Annotated in this window: 17 protein-coding genes, 1 tRNA gene and 1 pseudogene; 8 read left to right on the top strand and 11 right to left on the bottom strand. The window is 60.7% G+C overall.

Annotation, left to right across the window (positions count from 1 at the left end; all coding sequences use genetic code 11):
• Positions 1 to 35: 35 nt before the first annotated feature.
• The 3 genes and pseudogenes from HWE17_RS14505 to HWE17_RS14495 form a co-directional block, all read left to right on the top strand.
• A pseudogene (locus HWE17_RS14505) lies at positions 36 to 615 on the top strand (IS6 family transposase); the annotation flags it as partial.
• Positions 616 to 671: 56 nt separating this feature from the next.
• Positions 672 to 980 carry a helix-turn-helix domain-containing protein gene (locus HWE17_RS14500; RefSeq protein WP_176389211.1) on the top strand — a complete coding sequence of 103 codons (309 nt, stop codon included), beginning with the start codon at positions 672 to 674 and terminating at the stop codon, positions 978 to 980.
• Positions 981 to 1153: 173 nt separating this feature from the next.
• A complete protein-coding gene (locus HWE17_RS14495) occupies positions 1154 to 1489 on the top strand; it encodes a transposase (protein WP_176389210.1) in 336 nt (111 codons plus the stop codon).
• Positions 1490 to 1958: 469 nt separating this feature from the next.
• Here HWE17_RS14495 and HWE17_RS14490 read toward each other — a convergent pair.
• From HWE17_RS14490 to HWE17_RS14475, 4 genes are all read right to left on the bottom strand, one after another.
• Positions 1959 to 2033, bottom strand: a tRNA-Val gene (locus tag HWE17_RS14490).
• Between the two features lie 81 nt (positions 2034 to 2114).
• Entirely contained in the window at positions 2115 to 2831 is a 717-nt protein-coding gene (gene dnaQ, locus HWE17_RS14485) for a DNA polymerase III subunit epsilon (protein WP_035819444.1), read from the bottom strand.
• A gap of 87 nt (positions 2832 to 2918) precedes the next feature.
• A complete protein-coding gene (gene rnhA, locus HWE17_RS14480; RefSeq protein ID WP_046682922.1) occupies positions 2919 to 3368 on the bottom strand; it encodes a ribonuclease HI in 450 nt (149 codons plus the stop codon).
• Entirely contained in the window at positions 3361 to 4137 is a 777-nt protein-coding gene (locus HWE17_RS14475; RefSeq protein WP_176389209.1) for a class I SAM-dependent methyltransferase, read from the bottom strand. Before HWE17_RS14475 ends, rnhA begins: the two co-directional genes overlap by 8 nt.
• A 19-nt stretch (positions 4138 to 4156) precedes the next feature.
• Between HWE17_RS14475 and gloB the strand changes: the two genes are divergently transcribed.
• On the top strand, positions 4157 to 4966 hold the full coding sequence (gene gloB, locus HWE17_RS14470; RefSeq protein ID WP_176389208.1) for a hydroxyacylglutathione hydrolase: 810 nt from the start codon (positions 4157 to 4159) through the stop codon (positions 4964 to 4966).
• A gap of 79 nt (positions 4967 to 5045) precedes the next feature.
• Here the strand turns inward: gloB and aceB are convergent, their stop codons facing one another.
• Positions 5046 to 6644 carry a malate synthase A gene (gene aceB / locus HWE17_RS14465; RefSeq protein WP_176389207.1) on the bottom strand — a complete coding sequence of 533 codons (1599 nt, stop codon included), beginning with the start codon at positions 6642 to 6644 and terminating at the stop codon, positions 5046 to 5048.
• A gap of 216 nt (positions 6645 to 6860) precedes the next feature.
• Here aceB and HWE17_RS14460 point away from each other — a divergent pair, with 216 nt between their 5' ends.
• Positions 6861 to 7772: a LysR family transcriptional regulator gene (locus HWE17_RS14460; protein WP_176389206.1), complete on the top strand. Its 912-nt coding sequence runs from the start codon at positions 6861 to 6863 to the stop codon at positions 7770 to 7772.
• A 270-nt stretch (positions 7773 to 8042) separates the two neighbouring features.
• On the opposite strand, the gene HWE17_RS14455 is transcribed toward HWE17_RS14460, so the two are convergent.
• The 4 genes from HWE17_RS14455 to HWE17_RS14440 form a co-directional block, all read right to left on the bottom strand.
• The gene (locus tag HWE17_RS14455) at positions 8043 to 8246 is read right to left on the bottom strand and encodes a cold-shock protein (RefSeq protein WP_010398811.1); all 204 of its coding nucleotides are present in this window, start codon (positions 8244 to 8246) and stop codon (positions 8043 to 8045) included.
• 298 nt (positions 8247 to 8544) lie between these two features.
• Positions 8545 to 8907, bottom strand: coding sequence for an Hpt domain-containing protein (locus tag HWE17_RS14450; RefSeq protein WP_099403202.1), 363 nt, complete (start codon positions 8905 to 8907; stop codon positions 8545 to 8547).
• 22 nt (positions 8908 to 8929) lie between these two features.
• Entirely contained in the window at positions 8930 to 9580 is a 651-nt protein-coding gene (gene upp, locus HWE17_RS14445) for a uracil phosphoribosyltransferase (protein WP_176389205.1), read from the bottom strand.
• A gap of 145 nt (positions 9581 to 9725) precedes the next feature.
• Entirely contained in the window at positions 9726 to 11408 is a 1683-nt protein-coding gene (locus tag HWE17_RS14440; protein WP_176389204.1) for an isovaleryl-CoA dehydrogenase, read from the bottom strand.
• A gap of 396 nt (positions 11409 to 11804) precedes the next feature.
• Between HWE17_RS14440 and HWE17_RS14435 the strand changes: the two genes are divergently transcribed.
• Together HWE17_RS14435 and HWE17_RS14430 are read left to right on the top strand one after the other, a co-directional pair.
• The gene (locus HWE17_RS14435) at positions 11805 to 13544 is read left to right on the top strand and encodes a bifunctional diguanylate cyclase/phosphodiesterase (protein ID WP_035827482.1); all 1740 of its coding nucleotides are present in this window, start codon (positions 11805 to 11807) and stop codon (positions 13542 to 13544) included.
• Positions 13541 to 15037, top strand: a complete 1497-nt coding sequence (locus HWE17_RS14430) for an HDOD domain-containing protein (RefSeq protein WP_035819462.1) — start codon at positions 13541 to 13543, stop codon at positions 15035 to 15037. The genes HWE17_RS14435 and HWE17_RS14430 overlap by 4 nt, the downstream gene beginning before the upstream one ends.
• Positions 15038 to 15200: 163 nt before the next feature.
• Here the strand turns inward: HWE17_RS14430 and aroC are convergent, their stop codons facing one another.
• Positions 15201 to 16295 carry a chorismate synthase gene (gene aroC, locus HWE17_RS14425; RefSeq protein WP_035819465.1) on the bottom strand — a complete coding sequence of 365 codons (1095 nt, stop codon included), beginning with the start codon at positions 16293 to 16295 and terminating at the stop codon, positions 15201 to 15203.
• A gap of 433 nt (positions 16296 to 16728) precedes the next feature.
• Here aroC and HWE17_RS14420 point away from each other — a divergent pair, with 433 nt between their 5' ends.
• A complete protein-coding gene (locus HWE17_RS14420) occupies positions 16729 to 18990 on the top strand; it encodes a bifunctional diguanylate cyclase/phosphodiesterase (protein ID WP_099403198.1) in 2262 nt (753 codons plus the stop codon).
• Between the two features lie 69 nt (positions 18991 to 19059).
• Here the strand turns inward: HWE17_RS14420 and HWE17_RS14415 are convergent, their stop codons facing one another.
• Positions 19060 to 19506, bottom strand: coding sequence for a CBS domain-containing protein (locus tag HWE17_RS14415; RefSeq protein WP_010398828.1), 447 nt, complete (start codon positions 19504 to 19506; stop codon positions 19060 to 19062).
• Positions 19507 to 19611: the final 105 nt, after the last annotated feature.

Raw genomic sequence — 19611 nt, 5'->3', positions numbered from 1 at the left:
GTAAACACCGGTGTTTGAACGTTGTGCGAATCGACATGCTCAACGTCAAAGGAATGCGCTTTCCAATCGATGTGATGCTGGTTTGTATCCGCTGGTATGCGGCCTACCCGCTGAGCTACCGGCACGGGGAAGAAATGATGGAAGAGCGCGGCGTGTACGTCGACCATTCGTCGATCAATCGATGGGCGATCCGCTTCCTGCCGATGATCGAGAAAATGGCCCGCAAACACAAGCGCCCAGTCGGTGGCAGCTGGTGCATGGATGAAACGTACATAAAGGTCAAGGGCGCCTGGAAATACCTCTACCTTGCCGACGACAAGCAGGGCAAAACCGTCGACTTCCTGCTGGCGGCCAAGCGCGATATGGCCCACAGCGAAGCGCTTCTTCATTAAGGCACCAGGAGCAAACGGCGATCTGGACAAGGTCGCGATGGACAATAGTGGCGCCAACAAAGCAGCCATCGATGCGATCAACGCCCGCCTCGACGTGCCGATCGTGGTACGCCAAGTCAAGTACCTCAACAACATCGTTGAACAGGACCACCACGCCATCAAGCGATTGACCAAATCGATGCTCAACTTCAAGTCGTTTCGCTCTGCCCATTCCGTGCTAAGTAATTCGTCAATTTTTGCTGTCAAAGCCTGATAGGCAACGACGCAGGGGTTGATGTGATGAAATTACTGATACTGCAACAGGCTGAACAGCAAACATTGCGCGACATGGGTGTTTTTCATCCGCATCCACGTGTACGCATACGTGCCCAAGCGATAGTTCGATTGAGCCAGGGACTGACTTTGCAGCAAACGGCCAATGAATTCCATGTCCATCTGAACAGCATTGAAGCATGGCGGCAACGCTGGAACAAGCAAGGGCTGATGGGTCTTTATGAAGACCATCATACCGGGCGCAAACGCAAGTGGACAGATCAACAGCAAGAGGCACTACGAGCATTGGCGCAAGCCGATGGGGGGGGGTGGTAGCGCCAACAGCCTGTTACGAACCCTGGCGCAAACGGAAGGTTTGCCAGCCATCAGCAAGGAAACGGCAAGGCGATATCTGCACGAGATGCAGTCCAGCTACAAGCGCTACCGCTACAGTTTAAAAAAAGTATCCGCCGGAAGATTTCGGCAAGGCCGCACGAATAATCGGCGAGTTGGATCAACAGGCACGTGCCGGGCAGTGCGAATTGCTGTTTTATGACGAGTCCGGTTTCAGCCCGAATCCGCCGATTCAGTCGGGTTGGTCGCCGATTGGACAGACGCGTGGTGTGGAGCCGCTGTCGCATGGCGAGCGCGTCAATGTCCTGGGAGCGCTGCGCCATGACCACAAGCTGTACTGGCGAACGCAACGTCGGCCGATAGTACGCGACGACGTGGTCGCTTTCTTCGACGAGCTCGCGGCACAAAAACATCCCGTGCCGCGCATTGTCGTACTGGACAATGCGTCATTTCACAAGGGGCCGCAGATCGAAAAAAGCCGACGGAAATAGATGGCAGAGGGGCTGTTTCTGTATTACTTGCCCCCTTACAGCCCGGAACTGAATCGCATCGAGATTCTGTGAAAACAGGCCAAGTACTTCTGGCGCCGTTTCGCCGGGTTGAAAGGAAGAGAGTTGCTGAGCGAGGTGGAATCCTTGATGAAAGGTTTCGGAACTGCATTCACAATAAATTTCGGCTGACTACTTAGCACCGAAAGGTGATTTTTAGGGTATTTTTTGGCCGCACGGGGAATACCCTTTTCGCTGCCAAGCGATTGACGTCCGGAACCTGAAGGCAACATGTGGGGCGCTCGATGCCCGGATGAAAAGTTTTTCTCTCCAGACTTATGCGGGCGTCGCATTGTCCGTTGTCCGGACTCGTCCAGGCGCGGGTCCGAAGCGGATTTTTCATACTTTTTTCATACCAAACAAAAAAGGCCTACACTAGATCAGTGTAAACCTTTGATATCAAACGAATTCTTGGTGGGAAGTGCAAGTTTCGAACTTGCGACCCCTGCAGTGTGAATGCAGTGCTCTACCCCTGAGCTAACCTCCCGAAGCGAGGCGAATTATCGCATAGGTGTTGCGGCATCTGCAAGGGCTGGCAAGAGGAAATTTACCATACCATCGCTTTTTCTCAGGCGGCCGCTGGAGGTGCCGTGACGGCGGTCCAGATGCACTGGCCTTTGGCTGCCTTGTCGAGGCCGGCGATGGTGGCTTCGTGGGCGGCGAGTTCGTCGGCCGTGGCGCTCTGGAAGATGACTTCGGCCAGTGGCACGATTTCCAGAGCGGCGCCGTCGGCGGCCACTTCCACTTCTTCTTCCATGCTCAGGCTGTTTTGCCCACGCGTCATGGCCAGGTAGACGTCGGCCAGCAACTCGGAGTCGAGCAGCGCGCCATGCAGCTTGCGGTGGGCGTTCGAGACGCCATAGCGGTCGCACAGGGCATCGAGCGAGTTGCGCTTGCCCGGATGCATTTCTTTCGCCTGCACCAGGGTGTCGATCACGCCAACCACTTGCTCGTGCACGGGCGGCAGGTTCAGGCGCTTGAATTCCGCGTTCAGGAAGCCGATATCGAACGGGGCGTTGTGGATGATGAGTTCGGCGCCGGCGATGTAGGCACGGAACTCGTCGGCGATTTCCGCGAATTTTGGCTTGTCGCTAAGGAATTCCGTCGTCAATCCGTGGACGGCCAACGCGCCCTCTTCCGAATCGCGCTCGGGATTGATGTAATGGTGGAAATTATTCCCCGTCAACATGCGGTTGTTCAGCTCGACCGCCCCGATCTCCAGGATGCGGTCGCCCGTACGCGGGTTCAGGCCGGTGGTTTCAGTATCGAGAACAATTTGACGCATGGCGGATTCATTCGTAAAAGCAAAAAGCGAAGGGCACAGTATAGCAAACCTGTGCCCTGCGATTACAACTCCCGAGCTTGGATATGCTTACGCGCGCACGGTTTCCACGCCCAGGTTGGCCAGCTGATCAGCCCGCTCGTTGCCCGGATGGCCATTGTGGCCGCGCACCCAGCGCCATTCCACTTCATGGACGGCCTGGGCCGTATCGAGCGCTTGCCACAGGTCGACGTTTTTCACGGGCGCCTTGGCCGCAGTTTTCCAGCCGCGCGCCTTCCAGCCGTGGATCCATTCGCTGATACCCTTTTGCACGTACTGGCTATCGGTATACAGCACCACCTGGCAAGGACGTTTGAGCGCCGTCAAGGCTTCGATCACTGCCTTCAATTCCATGCGGTTATTCGTCGTATTCAGTTCCCCGCCGTAAATTTCTTTCTTGGCGCCATCGGCCACCATCAGCGCGCCCCAGCCGCCTGTGCCGGGGTTGCCCTTGCATGCGCCATCGGCGTAAATTTCCACCTTGTCTTCAAACTTAGCCATCTTGCTGTTCCCGCCTTTTATTCGTGACCGGTGCGCCTGCGGGCGCCGTCGCCGGTTTTTTGGTCCACGCCGGACCGATCAAACGCATCCCTTTGACACGCTTGATCGCCTGCACTATATACACTGCGCCCAGATATGGCCACCAGCGCGCACCGGCCTTGTCCATGAAAGCGTTGCGGCGCAGCCATTTTTCTGTCTTGCAGGCAGGTGCGTAGCAGCCGAAGTAGCTTTGGCTGACGCCCATGTTCAGCAATTTTAACCAGTCTTTCATGCGCGGCATAGAGATCAGCTCGCCTGCTTGCGGCAGGTAGTGGCGGCCCGTGATCCGCCCCACCCCCTGGCGCATGCCCCACAGGCTGGCCGGATTGAAGCCGCAGACGATCACCCTCCCTTCCGGGATCAGCACGCGCTCGACTTCGCGCAAGACCTGGTGCGGCTCGGCGGCAAATTCGAGTACGTGCGGCAAGACCACCAGGTCCAGGCTTTGCGAATCGAACGGCAGCTCGTCGAAAGCCGATACCAGGGTCGGGCGGCGCTCCTGCGGCGAGCGCGACGGCAGGCGCGCATCGAGCAGCCATTTGTTCGGCATGCGGTTGGCCGCCAGCGCATCGAGCTGGGGCAAGCCGATCTGCACGGCATTAAAACCGAAGATATCGACGGTCAGGCTGTCGAGGCATTGCTGCTCCCAGGCGCGCACGTACAGACCGGCCGGTGTCTGCAGCCAGCCGTCAAGCGCTATAATGGATTTTTCGGATGCCACACTGTCCATTCAGTTTTCTCTTTTGCTCATGACACACTCCCCTGAACACGCTTTATCGGTACTTGCCGTGCCCGCCTTTGCCGACAATTACCTGTGGCTGATCCATGACAGCAGCCACGCCGCCGTGGTCGACCCCGGCGATGCGACACCCATCCTCGATGCGCTGCAAGCCCATCAATTGACCTTGTGCGCCATTTTACTCACGCATCACCACGCCGACCACACGGGTGGCGTGCCTGAATTGTTGCAGCATTTCGCCGTCCCCGTCTTCGGCCCGCGCAATGAGGCTATCACAGCCATCACGGAACCGCTTGCCGAAGGCGATGTCGCCCACGTGCCCGAGCTGGGTTTGCAGATGAGCGTCATCGACGTGCCCGGCCATACCAAGGGACATATCGCCTACGTGCGCCAGCGCGACGAACGCAGCGGCGCACCGTGGCTGTTTTCCGGCGACACCCTGTTTGCGGGCGGCTGCGGCCGCCTGTTCGAAGGCACGCCGGGCCAGATGGCCGATTCCTTGGGCAAGCTGGCCGCCCTGCCCGACGATACCGAGGTATTTTGCGCGCATGAGTACACCTTGTCCAATTTACGCTTTGCCAACGCCGTCGAACCGGGCAATGTAGCCTTGCAGGAACGCATCGCCATCGATACGGAAAAGCGCCAGCAGGGCTTGTCGACCGTGCCGTCGACCATCGCCCTGGAAAAGGCCACGAATCCCTTCCTGCGCTACCGCGAACCGGCGATCCTGACCAGCCTGAAGGTGGAAGGCAAGCTGACGGCAGATGCCTCACCCGTGGAAGCGTTCGCTGCGCTACGAATGTGGAAGAATAATTTTTAAGCAAACTCTTCCACAATAAAAAATCCCGGCAGATGCTTAAGGCATCGCCGGGATTTTTTATGCTGCTATATGATCAGGATCAGATTTCTTCGTACAGTGGCAAGGTCAGGAATTCGGCGAACGATTCCGACGTCGACATTTCCTCGAAAATCTGGCCGGCGCGCACATAGGTCGGGCCGTTGCCGCCTGGCGCATCGCGCTGCACCTTGGCCAGCTCTTCCGGAATCATGGCGCGCACCATCTCGGCCGTCACCTTGCGGCCATCTTCCAGCACGCCCTTGCTGGAACGAATCCACTGCCACACTTGCGAGCGGCTGATCTCGGCCGTGGCCGCGTCTTCCATCAGGTTGTGAATAGGCACGCAACCATTGCCGGCCAGCCAGCTGCCCAGGTAATGGATGCCCACGTTGATGTTGTAGCGCAAGCCCGCTTCCGTGATCGGCGCTTCCGGCTGGAAGTTCAGCAGATCCGACGCTTTCACGTCGATGTCGGGACGCTGTTTCTCGATCTGGTTCGGCTTGTCACCGAGCACTTTCGTGAACTCGCCCATGGCCAGTTCCACCAGGCCCGGATGGGCAACCCAGCCGCCGTCGTAGCCGTCGGTGGCGTCGCGCGCCTTGTCGTTGCGCACGCCGCCCATGGCGATGTCGTTCTTTTCCGGATCGTTCTTGATCGGGATCAAGGCTGCCATGCCGCCAATCGCTGGCGCGCCGCGCTTGTGGCAGGTTTTCAGCAGCAGCAAGGCGTAGGCACGCATGAAGGGCGCCGTCATCGTGACTTTCGCGCGGTCGGCCAGGCAGAAATCTTTGTCCAGCTTGAATTTCTTGATGCACGAAAAGATGTAATCCCAGCGGCCCGCGTTCAGGCCCGAGCTGTGCTCTTTCAGTTCGTACAGGATTTCATCCATCTCGAAGGCCGCCAAGATGGTTTCGATCAGCACGGTCGCCTTGATCGTGCCTTGTGGCAAGCCCAATTCGTTTTGCGTCATGACGAAAATATCGTTCCACAATCGCGCTTCCAGGTGCGATTCCATCTTCGGCAGGTAGAAATACGGACCGGCGCCGCGCGCCAGTTGTTCCTTGGCGTTATGGAACATGAACAGGGCGAAATCGAAGATGCCGCCGGAAATGCGCTTGCCATCGACCAGCACGTGCTTTTCATCAAGGTGCCAGCCGCGCGGGCGCACGACGAGTGTCGCGATCTTGTCGTTCAGCTTGTAGGACTTGCCATTTTGCTCCAGCGAAATCGTCTTGCGCACGGCGTCGAACATATTGATCTGGCCCGTCAGCTGGTTATCCCAGTTCGGCGTGTTCGAATCTTCGAAGTCCGTCATGTAGCTGTCCGCGCCGGAATTGAAGGCGTTGATGACCATCTTGCGTTCGACGGGACCCGTAATTTCCACACGGCGGCATTCCAGCGCCTTCGGGATCGGCGCGATCTTCCAGTCGCCTTCGCGGATGTGCGCGGTTTCTGGCAAGAAATCAGGACGCTCGCCCGCGTCGAGGCGTTTGGCCCGTTCCACGCGCACGGCCAGCAATTCCTGGCGGCGCGGCTCGAAAGCGCGCGTCAGCTTGGCAATCAGATCCAATGCGGCCGGCGTCAAAATCTGTTCATAGCCGGGCTGGATGTCAGCCGTGATTTGCATGCCTTCTGGAAGTGCGATCGTGTTCTGCGTCATGAAGTTCTCCGGTTTTTAGTCAATATAAGAAAAGGTAATCTGGTGATCCAAGTATAAGCCGAACGACTGCGCGGACAAGCTGGACAGAGGCGCAAAAACACTCTGCCGGGCGGCGCGTTTGTTCTATAGTATTGCACTATAAGGCATGGAAACGAGATTAAAAATCACTTCATCTATGCGTTTTTATCACAAGTGATGGCATCGCGGGAGCACGGCATGGGACAGTTCAGACAAATATCGACCTTCGTGGAAGTGGTGGCCAAGGGCAGCCTGTCGGCCGCCGCGCGCGCCGAGGGCATCGCTCCGGCCATGATAGGCCGGCGCCTCGATGCGCTGGAGCAGCGCCTCGGCGTCAAATTGCTGCAGCGCACGACGCGCAAGCTGGCCTTGACGAATGAAGGCGCCGCCTTCCTGGAAGATTGCCAGCGCATCCTCGGTGAACTCGAAGAGGCGGAAGCGGCCGTGGCCGAGCGCAGCGTCAAGGCCAGCGGCCATCTGCTCATTTCCGCACCGGCCGGCTTCGGCCGCCAGCACGTGGCGCCTTTGATCCCCTCTTTTGTCGCCGAGCACCGCGACGTGACGGTGTCGCTGAACCTGAACGACCGCCTCGTCGACCTGATCGGCGAAGGCATCGACGTGGCCATCCGCATCGCCAGCCTGTCCGATTCCTCGCTCGTGAGCGCCAAGCTGGCCGACAACCAGCGCGTGCTCGTCGGTTCGCCCGCCTATTTGAAACGGGCGGGCACGCCCCGTATTCCGGCCGACCTGGCGAAACACAATTGCCTGGCGATCAGCAGCGAAGGCAGCCAGCGGGGCTGGACTTTCCGCGAAAACGGCAAGAATGTGATTTTAAAGGTGGCTGGCAATATGGTCTGCAACGATGGCGAAGTGCTGCATGACTGGGCGCTGGCCGGCAAGGGCCTGGCGTGGCGCTCGATGTGGGAAGTCGGCGCCGAGATCGCCTCGGGCCAACTGGTGACGGTACTGGACCAGTTCGCCGCCCCGGGCAACGACATTTATGCCGTGTTCGCCCAGCGCCGCCACTTGCCGCTGCGCATACGGGCGTTTGTGGATTTTTTGAGGCACAGTTATTCGCAACCAGATTACTGGCGCGAGCGGGCAATCTAGCCACTGCAAGCTATATGGAAGAACGCAGCTGAGCGTAGGTTGGCGTAGGTCGGCTTAGCGCAGCGTAAGCCGACACCAGCCCATACATCTTCCCAACGCCACCCTTGTCGGCTTACGCGCAAGCGCTAAGCCGACCTACCAGTGATGCAAAGCACGCAAAAAGAGCCGCGTAGCCCATAAAACACTCGCAAAACCGATACTTCACGGAAATTTAGACGAAAAAAAATCCTCGGAGACCGAGGATTTCTTTATTTCGTTTGATCCAGCGTATTAGATTGGCTGAATGTTCGAAGCTTGCTTGCCTTTAGGGCCAGCGGTCACTTCAAAAGAAACGCGTTGGTTCTCTTGCAGGGACTTGAAGCCGTTCGACTGGATAGCCGAGAAGTGAGCGAACAGATCTTCGCCGCCTTCGTCAGGGGTAATAAAGCCGAAACCCTTCGAATCATTGAACCATTTTACGATGCCAGTTGCCATTACAATTTCCTATTTCAGTTAAGTTGGGCTTGCGCCCGTTATATCGTTTGAAGCAAGAAAGAAATGACAGACAAACTGCACTACTACCTCGAATCCAACGATGCCCAATTATACCAACAAAACTGAGAAAAACCATTCTTTCGCAAAATAAACTTGCGAACACTACTTTAATAGCCAAATCCCCGTCTTGCGGCGCCCTGTACCAGCGGCATGGAGACACTATATCCTAATCTGCGACGCGAGTGCTTTGCGTTGTATCAAATGAATCATTGCAACCACATTACTATGGCGCGGTCACTTACGCGGTGAAATGGGTGGCGGCCGCGTCGCGTCGCGCCCAGTCCAATAGCGCGACCACCTGCGCCCGCACGGCAGACCATTCCGCCACCGCTTGCGCAGGGGCGTTGAGCATGGCGCGCACCAGTTGTTCGATGCGCCGGCACTCCTGCCCCAGCGCGGCAAAGCCGAAAGTGGCGGCCGAGCCGGCCACCGCGTGCAGCGCGCGGTGCAGCTCCGTCAACGGCTCCAGACGCGGGCCTTCGCTGTCGCAGCGGCCGCTTGCCTGCGCAATCGCCTGCAACAGGGCCGGCACGCCAGCCGCATATTTTTCGTTCAGGGCGCGCAAACGTGCGCGAAAATCCGGGTCGATCAAGGTTGCCATCGCAATACTCGTCTGAGTTCGCTTACTTGGTGCCGAAGATGCGGTCGCCGGCATCGCCCAGGCCTGGCACGATGTAGGCGTGATCATCGAGGTGCGAATCGAGCGAGGCGCAGAACATCTTGACGTTTGGATGCGCGTTCTGGAACACGGTCACGCCTTCCGGTGCGACCACCAGGGCCAGGAAGATGATCTGCTCGTCCGTCACGCCGCGTTTTTTCAGCACGTCGACGGCATACACGGCCGAATTGCCGGTCGCTACCATCGGGTCGCACAAGATAAAGGTGCGCTCGTTCAGGTCGGGCAGGCGCACCAGGTATTCCACGGGCATATGCGTGGCCGGATCGCGGTACACGCCGATGTGGCCCACGCGTGCCGATGGCACCAGGTTCAGCAAGCCATCGCTCATGCCGATGCCGGCGCGCAGGATGGGCACGATGGCCAGCTTCTTGCCAGCAATGACAGGCGCGTCGATGGTGACCAGCGGGGTCTTGATTTCGCGCGTCGTCAGCGGCAGGTCGCGCGTGATTTCATAGCCCATCAGCAAAGTGATTTCCTTGAGCAACTCGCGGAAGGTGCGCGTCGACGTGTCGTGCTCGCGCATGTGGCTCAGTTTGTGCTGGATCAAAGGGTGATCGGTAATGAACAAATTCGGAAAGCGTGGATCTTGTTTCATCTTGTTTTTCTTTCTCTGTAGCTGGCGCGGCGGCAAGCCTGGGCCGCAAGCGCGCTGTGTATCGATAAAATGATGGATTGCAGCATTATCCCAGCCCCCAGCCCGCCTGTGGCCGGAATTTTCGAAATAATCGGATTTATTGAAATCAATACTCGCGCAGCGCGCGCGCCAGGATGGCCTTGCAATCGGTGCCGGCCGGCAAGCGGCCATACGCGCCGCCCGGCGCTTGCACCAGGCGCGACTGCAGGAAGGCTTGCGTCACAAACGGTGGCGCATGGCGCAGCAGCAAGCCGGCTTGCACGGCCAGCACGATGCGTTCGGATAATTGCCGGGCGCCGAATTCATCCGTTTGCGGCCCGTCCAGGTCGGCCAGCAGTCGCGCGCGGTATGCCGCAAAGTCGGCGTGTTCATCGCCGGCCAGCGCCAGCTCGGCCGCCAGGGCGTCGCGCGCGGCCGGCGACTTGCCGAAGGCGCGCAAGACGTCGAGGCACATGACGTTGCCCGAACCTTCCCAGATCGAGTTGACGGGCAGCTCTCTATATAGACGCGCCAGCGGCGCGTCTTCCACATAGCCGGTGCCGCCCAGCACTTCCATCGCTTCGAAGCCGAAGCCGGGCCCCCGCTTGCAGATCCAGTACTTGCCGGCCGGCGTCAGCACGCGCGCCAGCATCGCTTGCTGCGCATCGTCCTTTTCATCGAAACAGCGGGCCAGGCGCAGCGCGAAGGCCGTGGCAGCTTCCGATTCAAGCGCCAGGTCGGCCAGCACGTTCTGCATCAGCGGCTGTTCGGCCAGCGGCTTGCCAAACACGGCCCGCTGGCGCGCGTGGTGCAGCGCCTGCGTCAAGGAGGCGCGCATGATGCCGGTGCTGCCCAGCACGCAATCGAGGCGCGTGTGGCTGGCCATTTCCAGTATCGTGGGAATACCCCGCCCCGGCTGGCCCACCAGCCAGCCGTAGGCATTGGTGAACTCCACTTCCGACGAGGCATTCGAGCGGTTGCCCAGTTTATCTTTCAGGCGCTGCACGCGGATGGCGTTGCGGCTGCCGTCGGGCAGGTAGCGGGGCAGGAAGAAGCACGACAATCCCCCCTCGTCCGCCTGCGCCAGGATCAGATGGGCGTCGCACTGAGGCGCCGAGAAAAACCATTTGTGGCCGACGATGCGCCAGGCGCCAGCGGCCTCGCCGCCGAACAGGGTACGCGCCTCGGCCGGGGGCACGGGCGTGGCGCGCGTGGTATTGCTGCGCACGTCCGAGCCGCCCTGCTTTTCCGTCATGCCCATGCCGACCAGGGCGCCGCGCTTCTGCTCCACGGGCAGCGAGCGGGGATCGTATTCCCGCGAGAGGATTTTCGGCAGCCAGCGCGCAGCGATGTGCGGCAGGTCCATCGCCTGGCGCAGGGCCGGCACCGAGGCATACGTCATCGTCACGGGACACTGCGTGCCGTTTTCCACCTGTCCCACTAATAGATAGGCAGCCGCGCGCGCCACCTGGGCGCCGGGACCGGGCGTGGCCCAGGGTGAAGCGTGTGCGCCAGCGCCCACGAGGATGGCCATCAGCTCATGCCAGGCCGGATGGAACAGCACTTCGTCGATGCGGCGGCCGGCGCGGTCGAACTGCTGCAACTCGGGCGTGTGGATATTCGCCAGGCGCGCCAGCGCATAGGTTTCGGCGCGGCCCAGCTTTTCGCCCAGCGCGTCGAGCTCCTGCAAGGCCGCGCCGCCGCCCTCGCGCAGCAGCGCTTCGATCAGCGCCGGGTCGCAGGCGAACAGATTGACGTTTTCAAAGGGCGTGGCCTGATTAAAAACTTCATGCGTGTCAAAGGCATTCATGGGAGTCTCCCGCGATTTGTTATCATGGCGCCCTTGCCGTCGCTGGCGCACCGTCAACACCGTCTGCCAGCCAGACTAGCGCAAAGCGCATGGCGGGGCAAGCGCGCCAGTGGAAGCAGGCGCAGATAAATGTTTCCATGTGGAATGAAAATGCCCGCATGCCCCGCGCGACATGATTTTTTTCATGGAAGGCAGGAATATTTACAAAACCTGAAGCAATGTTGCTCTATTTCATGTAATCGGGTGCTTTTCAATGATACATTTCGTGTGGATCGCGTTCCGATAGCCGCCCTTTCGGCCCCTATGGCACGCGGCACGCACGACGCAGTCTTTCCGTTGGCGCCCTGCCCTGCAGCGAGCGCCGGCACTGATAACAAAAAGGTAAAAGCCAGCACGATGTTTTCCAGTACCCCATCCGCCGCCCACCGCGAGGCTCGCCACGAGTTGGACAACCTCATGGAAGAGGCAGGCGACGTCGTGTTCCGGCTCGATACGGACGGCCTGATCCTGTTCGCCAGCAAGCGCGCGGCCACCCTGTTTGCCGCACCCTCGGGCATGTCCGGCCATTTGCTTCTGCCGCTGGCCGCCGAAGCGTCGCGCGCGGCGCTGCAAGCGGCGCTGGAAGACGCCCTGGAAGAACCGGGCCGCCTGGAAGTGCGCCTGCAAACGCCGGACCAGGAAATCTGGTTCGAACTGCGCCTGTCTTCTTATATGAACGCGGCCGGCATGGCCGAACTGCTGGTGGTCGGGCGCGACACGTCGGCCCAGCACAATACGGAAGAACGGCTGCGCCACATGGCCACGCACGACGCGCTCACGGGTCTGCCGAACCGCTTGCTGCTGTCGGACCGCATCCGCATGGTGATCGCCCAGGCCGCACGTTCGGGCCAGGGCTTTTCCGTCGCCACCATCGGTCTCGATGGTTTTAAAAAGGTCAACGATGGCCTGGGCCACCCGGTCGGCGACGCCGTGCTGCGCCTGGCCGCGGCGCGCCTGCGCAAGACCCTGCGCGACAGCGACACCCTGGCCCGCGTGGGCGGCGATGAATTCGTCGCCGTGCTGCCCGGCAGCGCCACGGATGCGCAGATCAAACTGGTGACGGGCCGCCTGCTGGCCACCCTGCAGGCGCCGTTCGAGGTCGATGGCCACACGATCTACGTGGGAGCGTCCGTGGGCGTGGCTATCTATCCGCTGCACGCGGAAGATGAAGTGCGCCTGGTGGCACTGGCCGATGCGGCCATGTCGCGCGCCAAGGAAACGGGCAAGGCCCGCTGCCTCGTCTACAGCCCGCGCCTGAATGGCCCGTCGGAACACGATATTTCGCTGGAAGCGGCCATGTTCCAGGCCGTGCGCGAAGGCGAGTTTTTACTCTTTTACCAGCCCATCGTCGACGCGCACACGCGGCAAATCCAGGGTTTCGAAACCCTGATGCGCTGGAAGCACCCGACCCTGGGCCTGGTGCCGCCCGTGCGCTTCATCCCGATTGCCGAAGCCAATGGCCTGATCAACCTGCTGGGCGCCTGGGCGCTGAAAGCGGCCTGCGTGCAGCTCAAGCAGTTCCAGGAAGTGGCCAAGCGGCCGCTGTACATCTCCGTCAACATCAGCCCGCGCCAGTTCCGCAACGACAAATTCCTCGACGTGCTCGATGACGCCATCGCGTTTTCCGGGCTGTCCGGCGAACACCTGGTGCTGGAAATTACGGAAGGCACCCTGATGATCGACCCCGTGCATGCGGAAACCATCCTCGTCAAGATGACGGAGCGCCGCGCGCGCATCGCCATCGACGATTTCGGCACCGGTTACTCCTCGCTCGCGTATCTGAAGCGCTTCCCCATTTCGGTGCTGAAGATCGACCGCACCTTCATCAAGGACTTGCCCGAATCGAGCAAGGATGCGGCCATCTGCAACACCATTCTCGACCTGGCCAAGCATTTGAACCTGTCCGTGGTGGCCGAGGGCGTGGAAACCGAAGAGCAGATGCATTTTATCGAGTCGCGCGGCTGCCAGTATGTGCAAGGCTACCTGACGGGCAAACCGATGCCGGCCCATGCCGCGCTAGCGGCCTTGAGCGACAAAACCTATGCGGCGCTGGTGCCTGCGCCGTCTGCCAATGAACCGCGCGGAGGGGTGCAATGAATCCAGGTCATTTCACGGTGCCGACACAGCTCGGCAAAAACACCCTGGACTTGCTGTGGGCGCGCACGCGCCAGCAGGGCGACATGCCCGGCTTCGCGAAAGCCATCAGCGCCATCCTGGGCGCCATGCGCGGCGAGGACGACCACGAATTCGACATCACGCAAACGGTGCTGTCCGACCCTGTCCTCACGCACAAGGTACTCAGGCTGGCCAACAGCGGCATGTATTCGGCCTTCGGCCAGCGCGTCAACACGGTGTCGAAAGCCGTGCTGGTGCTGGGCATCGACGCCATCGGACACCTGGCGCTGGGCTTGAAGCTGATCGAGGAGCTGTCGCAGGCCTCGCCCGATTCCGTCAGCGCCCACGTGGAAATGGAAAAGGCCGTGCTGGCCGGGATGGTGGCGCAGCAGGTGGCCACCAGCGCCGGCAGCCTGCAGGCGGAGCAAGCCGTCGTCTGCTCGATGCTGCACACCCTGGGCCGCATGATGGTGACGTTCTATATGACGGACTTCTGGGCGCGCATGCAGGCGCACGCCGGTCCCGGCAACGAGGCGGCCGCCGCGCGCGAAATCCTCGGCCTGTCGCTGCCCGAAGTGGGCTATGCCACGGCCGCCCACTGGGGCTTGCCGCAGCACCTGATCAACGGCATGCGTCCGATGGACCCGTCGCCGGACAACTCTCCCGTCAGCGGCGCCGACTGGATGGCGGGCCTGTCGACGATGGCGGCGCGCTGCGCCGACTCGCTGTGGCATGACGATGCGGCCGGCGCGGCGCAAGTGCATGCGCTGATCGACGATTACGCGGGCACTCTGGGCATCACGGCGACGGACCTGGTGGTGGCCGTGGACAAGGCCAAGGCGATGGCGGCGGCCGACCTGTCGATCGCACCCCTGTCGAAGCCGGCCGAACGACGCGCGCGCCAGCTGGCGTCCACGCGCATGCGCGCCGAAGGCAACCGCGTGCTGATCGGCGGCCTGGCCGACCTGCGCGGCGCCATCGGCAGCGCCAGTCCGGGACAGATGGTCTCGATGGCGCTCGAAACGCTGCACCAGGGCTTTGATTTTTCGCGATCGGTGGCGTTCGTGCGCAACCACAGGGATCATTTGTATTCGGCGCGCATCAGCATGGGCGAAGGCATGGCCGACCTGCAGGACCTGATGGTGTTTGGCGACGCGTATGAACCGAACGTGTTCCACGCGGCCCTCAACAGCGACCGCGTGATTTTCATCGACAATGCGCGCGACCCGAAATTTGCCGCCAAGCTGCCGCAATGGTGGAAATCCACCCTCTCGGAAGCGCGCAGCTTCGTCGTGCTGCCCCTGTCGGCCAACGGCCACCCCACGGGATTTTTATATGGCGACTGGGACGACAGCTTCCCGCCGATTCAATTGAATCAGACGGAGTTCAACCTGATCAACGATATCCGTGCGTTGCTGGTGCAGTCGGTGGAGATGCGCCATCAATTGGAATTAGTGGCGAACAAGGTGGCGTGACAGGAAGCGCCAACGATGTTGTCGGATTACGCGGGGCCATGCCCCGCTAATCCGACCTACGCGCGCGCATGGCGTGGGCCGTAGGTCGGGTTAGCCAGAATGGCGTAACCCGACATCACCGCAACGCAGGCCCGTCATCCAACAACATTCAACTTACTTCAACTTACTTCAACTTCGGCGTATTCACGCTGACATCGCCGCATTGCGCGCGGTGCATCAGGGCGTGGTCGATCAGCACCAGCGCCAGCATGGCTTCGGCGATCGGCGTGGCGCGGATGCCCACGCACGGGTCGTGGCGGCCGAAGGTTTCCACCATCACGGGATTGCCTTCCTTATCGATCGAGCGGCGCGGCGTGCGAATCGACGACGTCGGCTTGATGGCGATCGAGACACTGATATCCTGCCCCGTCGAAATGCCACCGAGTACGCCGCCGGCGTTATTGCCGATAAAGCCTTCCGGCGTCAGTTCGTCGCCGTGCTCGGAACCTTTTTGCGCCACCGAATCGAAACCGGCGCCGATTTCCACGCCTTTGACGGCATTGATGCCCATCATGGCGTAGGCGATGTCCGCGTCGAGCTTGTCGTAGATGGGCTGGCCCAGGCCGACAGGCACGTTTTGCGCGATGACGTCGATGCGCGCGCCGATGGAATCGCCGTCGCGGCGCAACTGGTCCATGGCATCTTCCATGCGCGCGATCAGGTCCGCGTCGCCGCTGGCGGCAAAGAACGGGTTCGCATGCACGTGTTCCCACGACTGAAACGGCACGGGAATGTCACCCAGCTGGCTCATGCAGCCCTTGAACGTGGTGCCGTACTGCTGCAGCAGCCATTTCTTGGCGATCGCCGCCGCGCCCACCACGGGCGCCGTCAGGCGCGCCGAGGAGCGCCCGCCGCCGCGCGGATCGCGCACGCCGTATTTATGCCAGTAGGTATAGTCGGCATGGCCGGGGCGGAAGCTTTCCGCGATATTGCCGTAATCCTTGCTGCGCTGGTCTTCATTGCGGATCAGCAGCGCGATGGGCGTACCCGTCGTCACGCCCTGGTACACGCCGGACAGAATCTCCACCGTATCGGATTCCTGGCGCTGCGTCACATGGCGCGACGTGCCCGGCTTGCGGCGGTCCAGCTCGGGCTGGATATCGGCTTCCGACAGGATCAGTCCCGGAGGACAGCCATCGATCACGCAGCCGATGGCCGGGCCATGCGATTCGCCGAAAGTGGTAACAGTAAACAGCTTGCCAAAAGAATTGCCGGACATAGTAGGAAGTGTGAGGACTGAAAAACTCAATTCTACCAGCCTGCGGGGCATGCCATGCCGCAAATGCCACGCCAGGCCCCGATATTGCCCCACCCATCTCGCCATTTTAAAATCCCGCGTATTTTTTCACACAAAAACACCAAATATGAGTTGCAATCATGCAATACAAGAAATATTGCTCCACAGAATAGATTTAAAAAAACATTTTGCTTATTAAATAGCTATATACTTGGACGATGGACCATCAGAAAATGTGCGAGCCTCGGCAGCACCTGAGTGCTACATTTTCGATGCGCCCTGAGTGCATCAGAAATGGTCAGGGCTAGGCGCGGCGCCGAAGACAGTACGCAAGTACGGCGAGGCGCTGCAACAACGCCCTGGACATTTCTGATGTGCTCACATCTCGTTCCGAGTCATCCTGGAGAAGCTATACATGCCCGCACCGATCATCCCCCTTGACGCCAACAAGGACGATCACGACGACCTGGTATTCCTCGATGAACAACCAGCGGCGCCGCTGACGGCCGCACCGCGCAGCGTCTGGCGGGTGATGATCATCGACGACGATGAAGACGTCCACTCCACCACCACTTTCGCCCTCGGCAACCTGGAAATGCAGCACCGCCCGCTGGAATTCGTGCATGCGTATTCGGCCGGCCAGGCGCGCGAACTGCTCAAGCATGAAGACGACATCGCCGTCATCCTGCTCGATGTGGTGATGGAACAGGATGACGCGGGCCTGCACCTGGTGCGCTACATCCGCGAAACCCTGAAAATGACGGACGTACGCATCATCCTGCGCACGGGCCAGCCCGGCTATGCGCCGGAAATCGATGCCATCCGCGATTTCGACATCAACGACTACAAGACCAAGTCCGAACTGACGCGCATCAAGCTGTTTACCACGGTGACGGCCGCCATCCGCTCGTACGAGCAGATCCGTTCGATCAGCAGCAGCCGGCGCGGCCTGGACCGTATCGTCCACGCCAGCACGCAGCTGATGGCCCTGCATGGCGTGCAGAATTTCTCGGCCGGCGTGCTGGCGCAGATCGCCGACCTGCTGGGCATCCGCGCCGACGGCGTGCTGTGCGTGCAGGATTTGCAGGACAATGGCGCACGGGAACTGCTCGTCTCGGCCTGCACCGGCAGCTTTTCCAGCTTGCCGCACAGCGCCCTATGCGGCCTGCAAAACCCGCGCGTGATGGCCGCCATCGAGCACACCCTGGCGCAGCGGCGCAATGTGTACGCGCACGACTACGCCACCCTGTACTTCGCGGGCAAGGCCAGCCGCGACGCGGCCGCCTACCTCGTGCTGCCGCGCCCCCTGTCGGCCATCGACGAAAGCCTGCTGGAAGTCTTCTGCAGCAACGTCGCCGTGGGCCTGGACAACGTCGAGCTGGTGTCGCACCTGCACAATGCCGCCTTCTACGATCAATTGTCGAAGCTGCCCAACCGCACGCGCCTGGTGGAAATCCTCGACGCCACCCTGGCCGGCCCCGCGCGCGACGACGCCACCCTGTCACTGGTGGACCTCGACCATTTTGCCGAGACCAACGACGCGCTGGGACACCAGTTCGGCGACATGCTGCTCGTGGCCGTGGCGGGACGCCTGCAAACCCAGCTGGGCCCCCAGCTGACGGTGGCGCGCCTGGGCGGCGACATCTTTTGCGTGCTGGGCGACTCCTCGCAAGTCAATCCTAACAACATCCTGGCCCTGTTCCAGGCGCCGTTCTGCATCGATGGGCAGGACGTGCAATTGTCCGCCACCCTGGGCCTGGTGCGGCTGGGCGAACATGCGGGCACGGGCGCCGATGCGCTGAAGGATGCCGATATCGCCCTGAAGCGGGCGAAAAGCCAGCAGCGCGCCGGACACTTCTATTTCTCGCGCAGCATGGGCATCGAAATCCGCGAACGAGTCCGCATGATGCACGCGCTGCGCACGGCTTTCAGCCAGGGCCAGCTGTTTGTCGTGTATCAGCCGCAGATCGACCTGACCACGCGCCGCCCCGTGGGCGCCGAAGCGCTGCTGCGCTGGCAGACGCCGGATGGCAAGTTCATCTCGCCCGACCGCTTCATTCCGATTGCCGAATACTCGGGCATCATCATCGACCTGGGCGAGTGGGTGCTGCGCACGGCGTGCCGCGAACTGGTGCTGCTGCGCGAGCAGGGCCACCGCAACTTCGTCATGTCCGTCAACGTGTCGCAAGTGCAGTTCCGCCACCCTCTGTTTTTGGACATGCTGCGCGCGGCGCTGGAAGAGACGCAGGCGCCGCCTGAATTCATCGAGCTGGAAATCACGGAATCGATGGCCATGGAAGAGCCGGACCTGCTGATCAAGATGCTGTGGCAGATCAAGCAAACGGGTGTCAGCATCGCCATCGACGACTTCGGCACGGGTTTTTCCTCTCTATCCTATTTGCAGCGCCTGCAGGTCGACCGCCTGAAGATCGACCGCGCCTTCGTCACCGAGATCACGGGTTCCGCGCGCGGCAGCAGCATCGCCGAAATGGTCATCCAACTGGGCCGCAACCTGGGCCTGGCCGTGATCGCGGAAGGCGTGGAAGACGAGCGGCAGGCGCAAATTTTGCAGGCCCTGGGCTGTCCGATGGCGCAAGGGTTCCTGTTCGCCCGCCCAATGACGGCCACGGCGCTGGGCACCTGGCTAAACAACGAGGCGTTGCAGGGCGCTGCCTAGGCATCACTTTGAATCAACCATGCAAAACGCCGGCAGTTGCCGGCGTTGTTTTTACTCGATCAGCGTCGCTTAATCGGTGGTTTCGGCCGGCCAGTCGCGGATATACGCTTTCAGCATCTGGTTCTCGAAACTTTGCGCTTCGAGCACGGCGCGCGCCACGTCGTAGAAGGAAATGACGCCCAGCAAGGTCTTGGCGTTCATGACGGGCAGGTAGCGCGCGTGTTTTTCCAGCATGATGCGGCGCACTTCGTTGACTTCCGTATCCGGCGTCACGGTGATCGGGTGGTCATCCATGTGCTTGCGCACGGTGCCGCCGCCGATCTGGCCTGCGTTTTCATGCAGCGCGTTGAGCACCTCGCGGAAGGTCAGCATGCCGACCAGGTCGCCAAATTCCATGACCACCAGCGAACCGATGTCTTTTTCAGCCATGGTATTGGCCGCGTCAAGCAGGGGCTGGTCAGGCGTGACCGTGTAGAGGATATTGCCCTTGACTTGGAGAATTTCAGATACTTTCATATTGGCCGTCCTGTCCGCGTGATTGGTATTTTAGTTATTCTAGCCCTTACTGCGACTGTAGCCTATGCCTGCGGAAAAATCCAGCCTTGCGCGCAATCAAATCGA

Origin of the sequence: Janthinobacterium sp. BJB401 (genome assembly GCF_013372745.1) — a bacterium.
GTDB lineage: Bacteria > Pseudomonadota > Gammaproteobacteria > Burkholderiales > Burkholderiaceae_D > Janthinobacterium > Janthinobacterium rivuli.
Note: the sequence above shows the minus strand (reverse complement) of the source record. Positions and strands in the feature narration are given on the sequence as shown.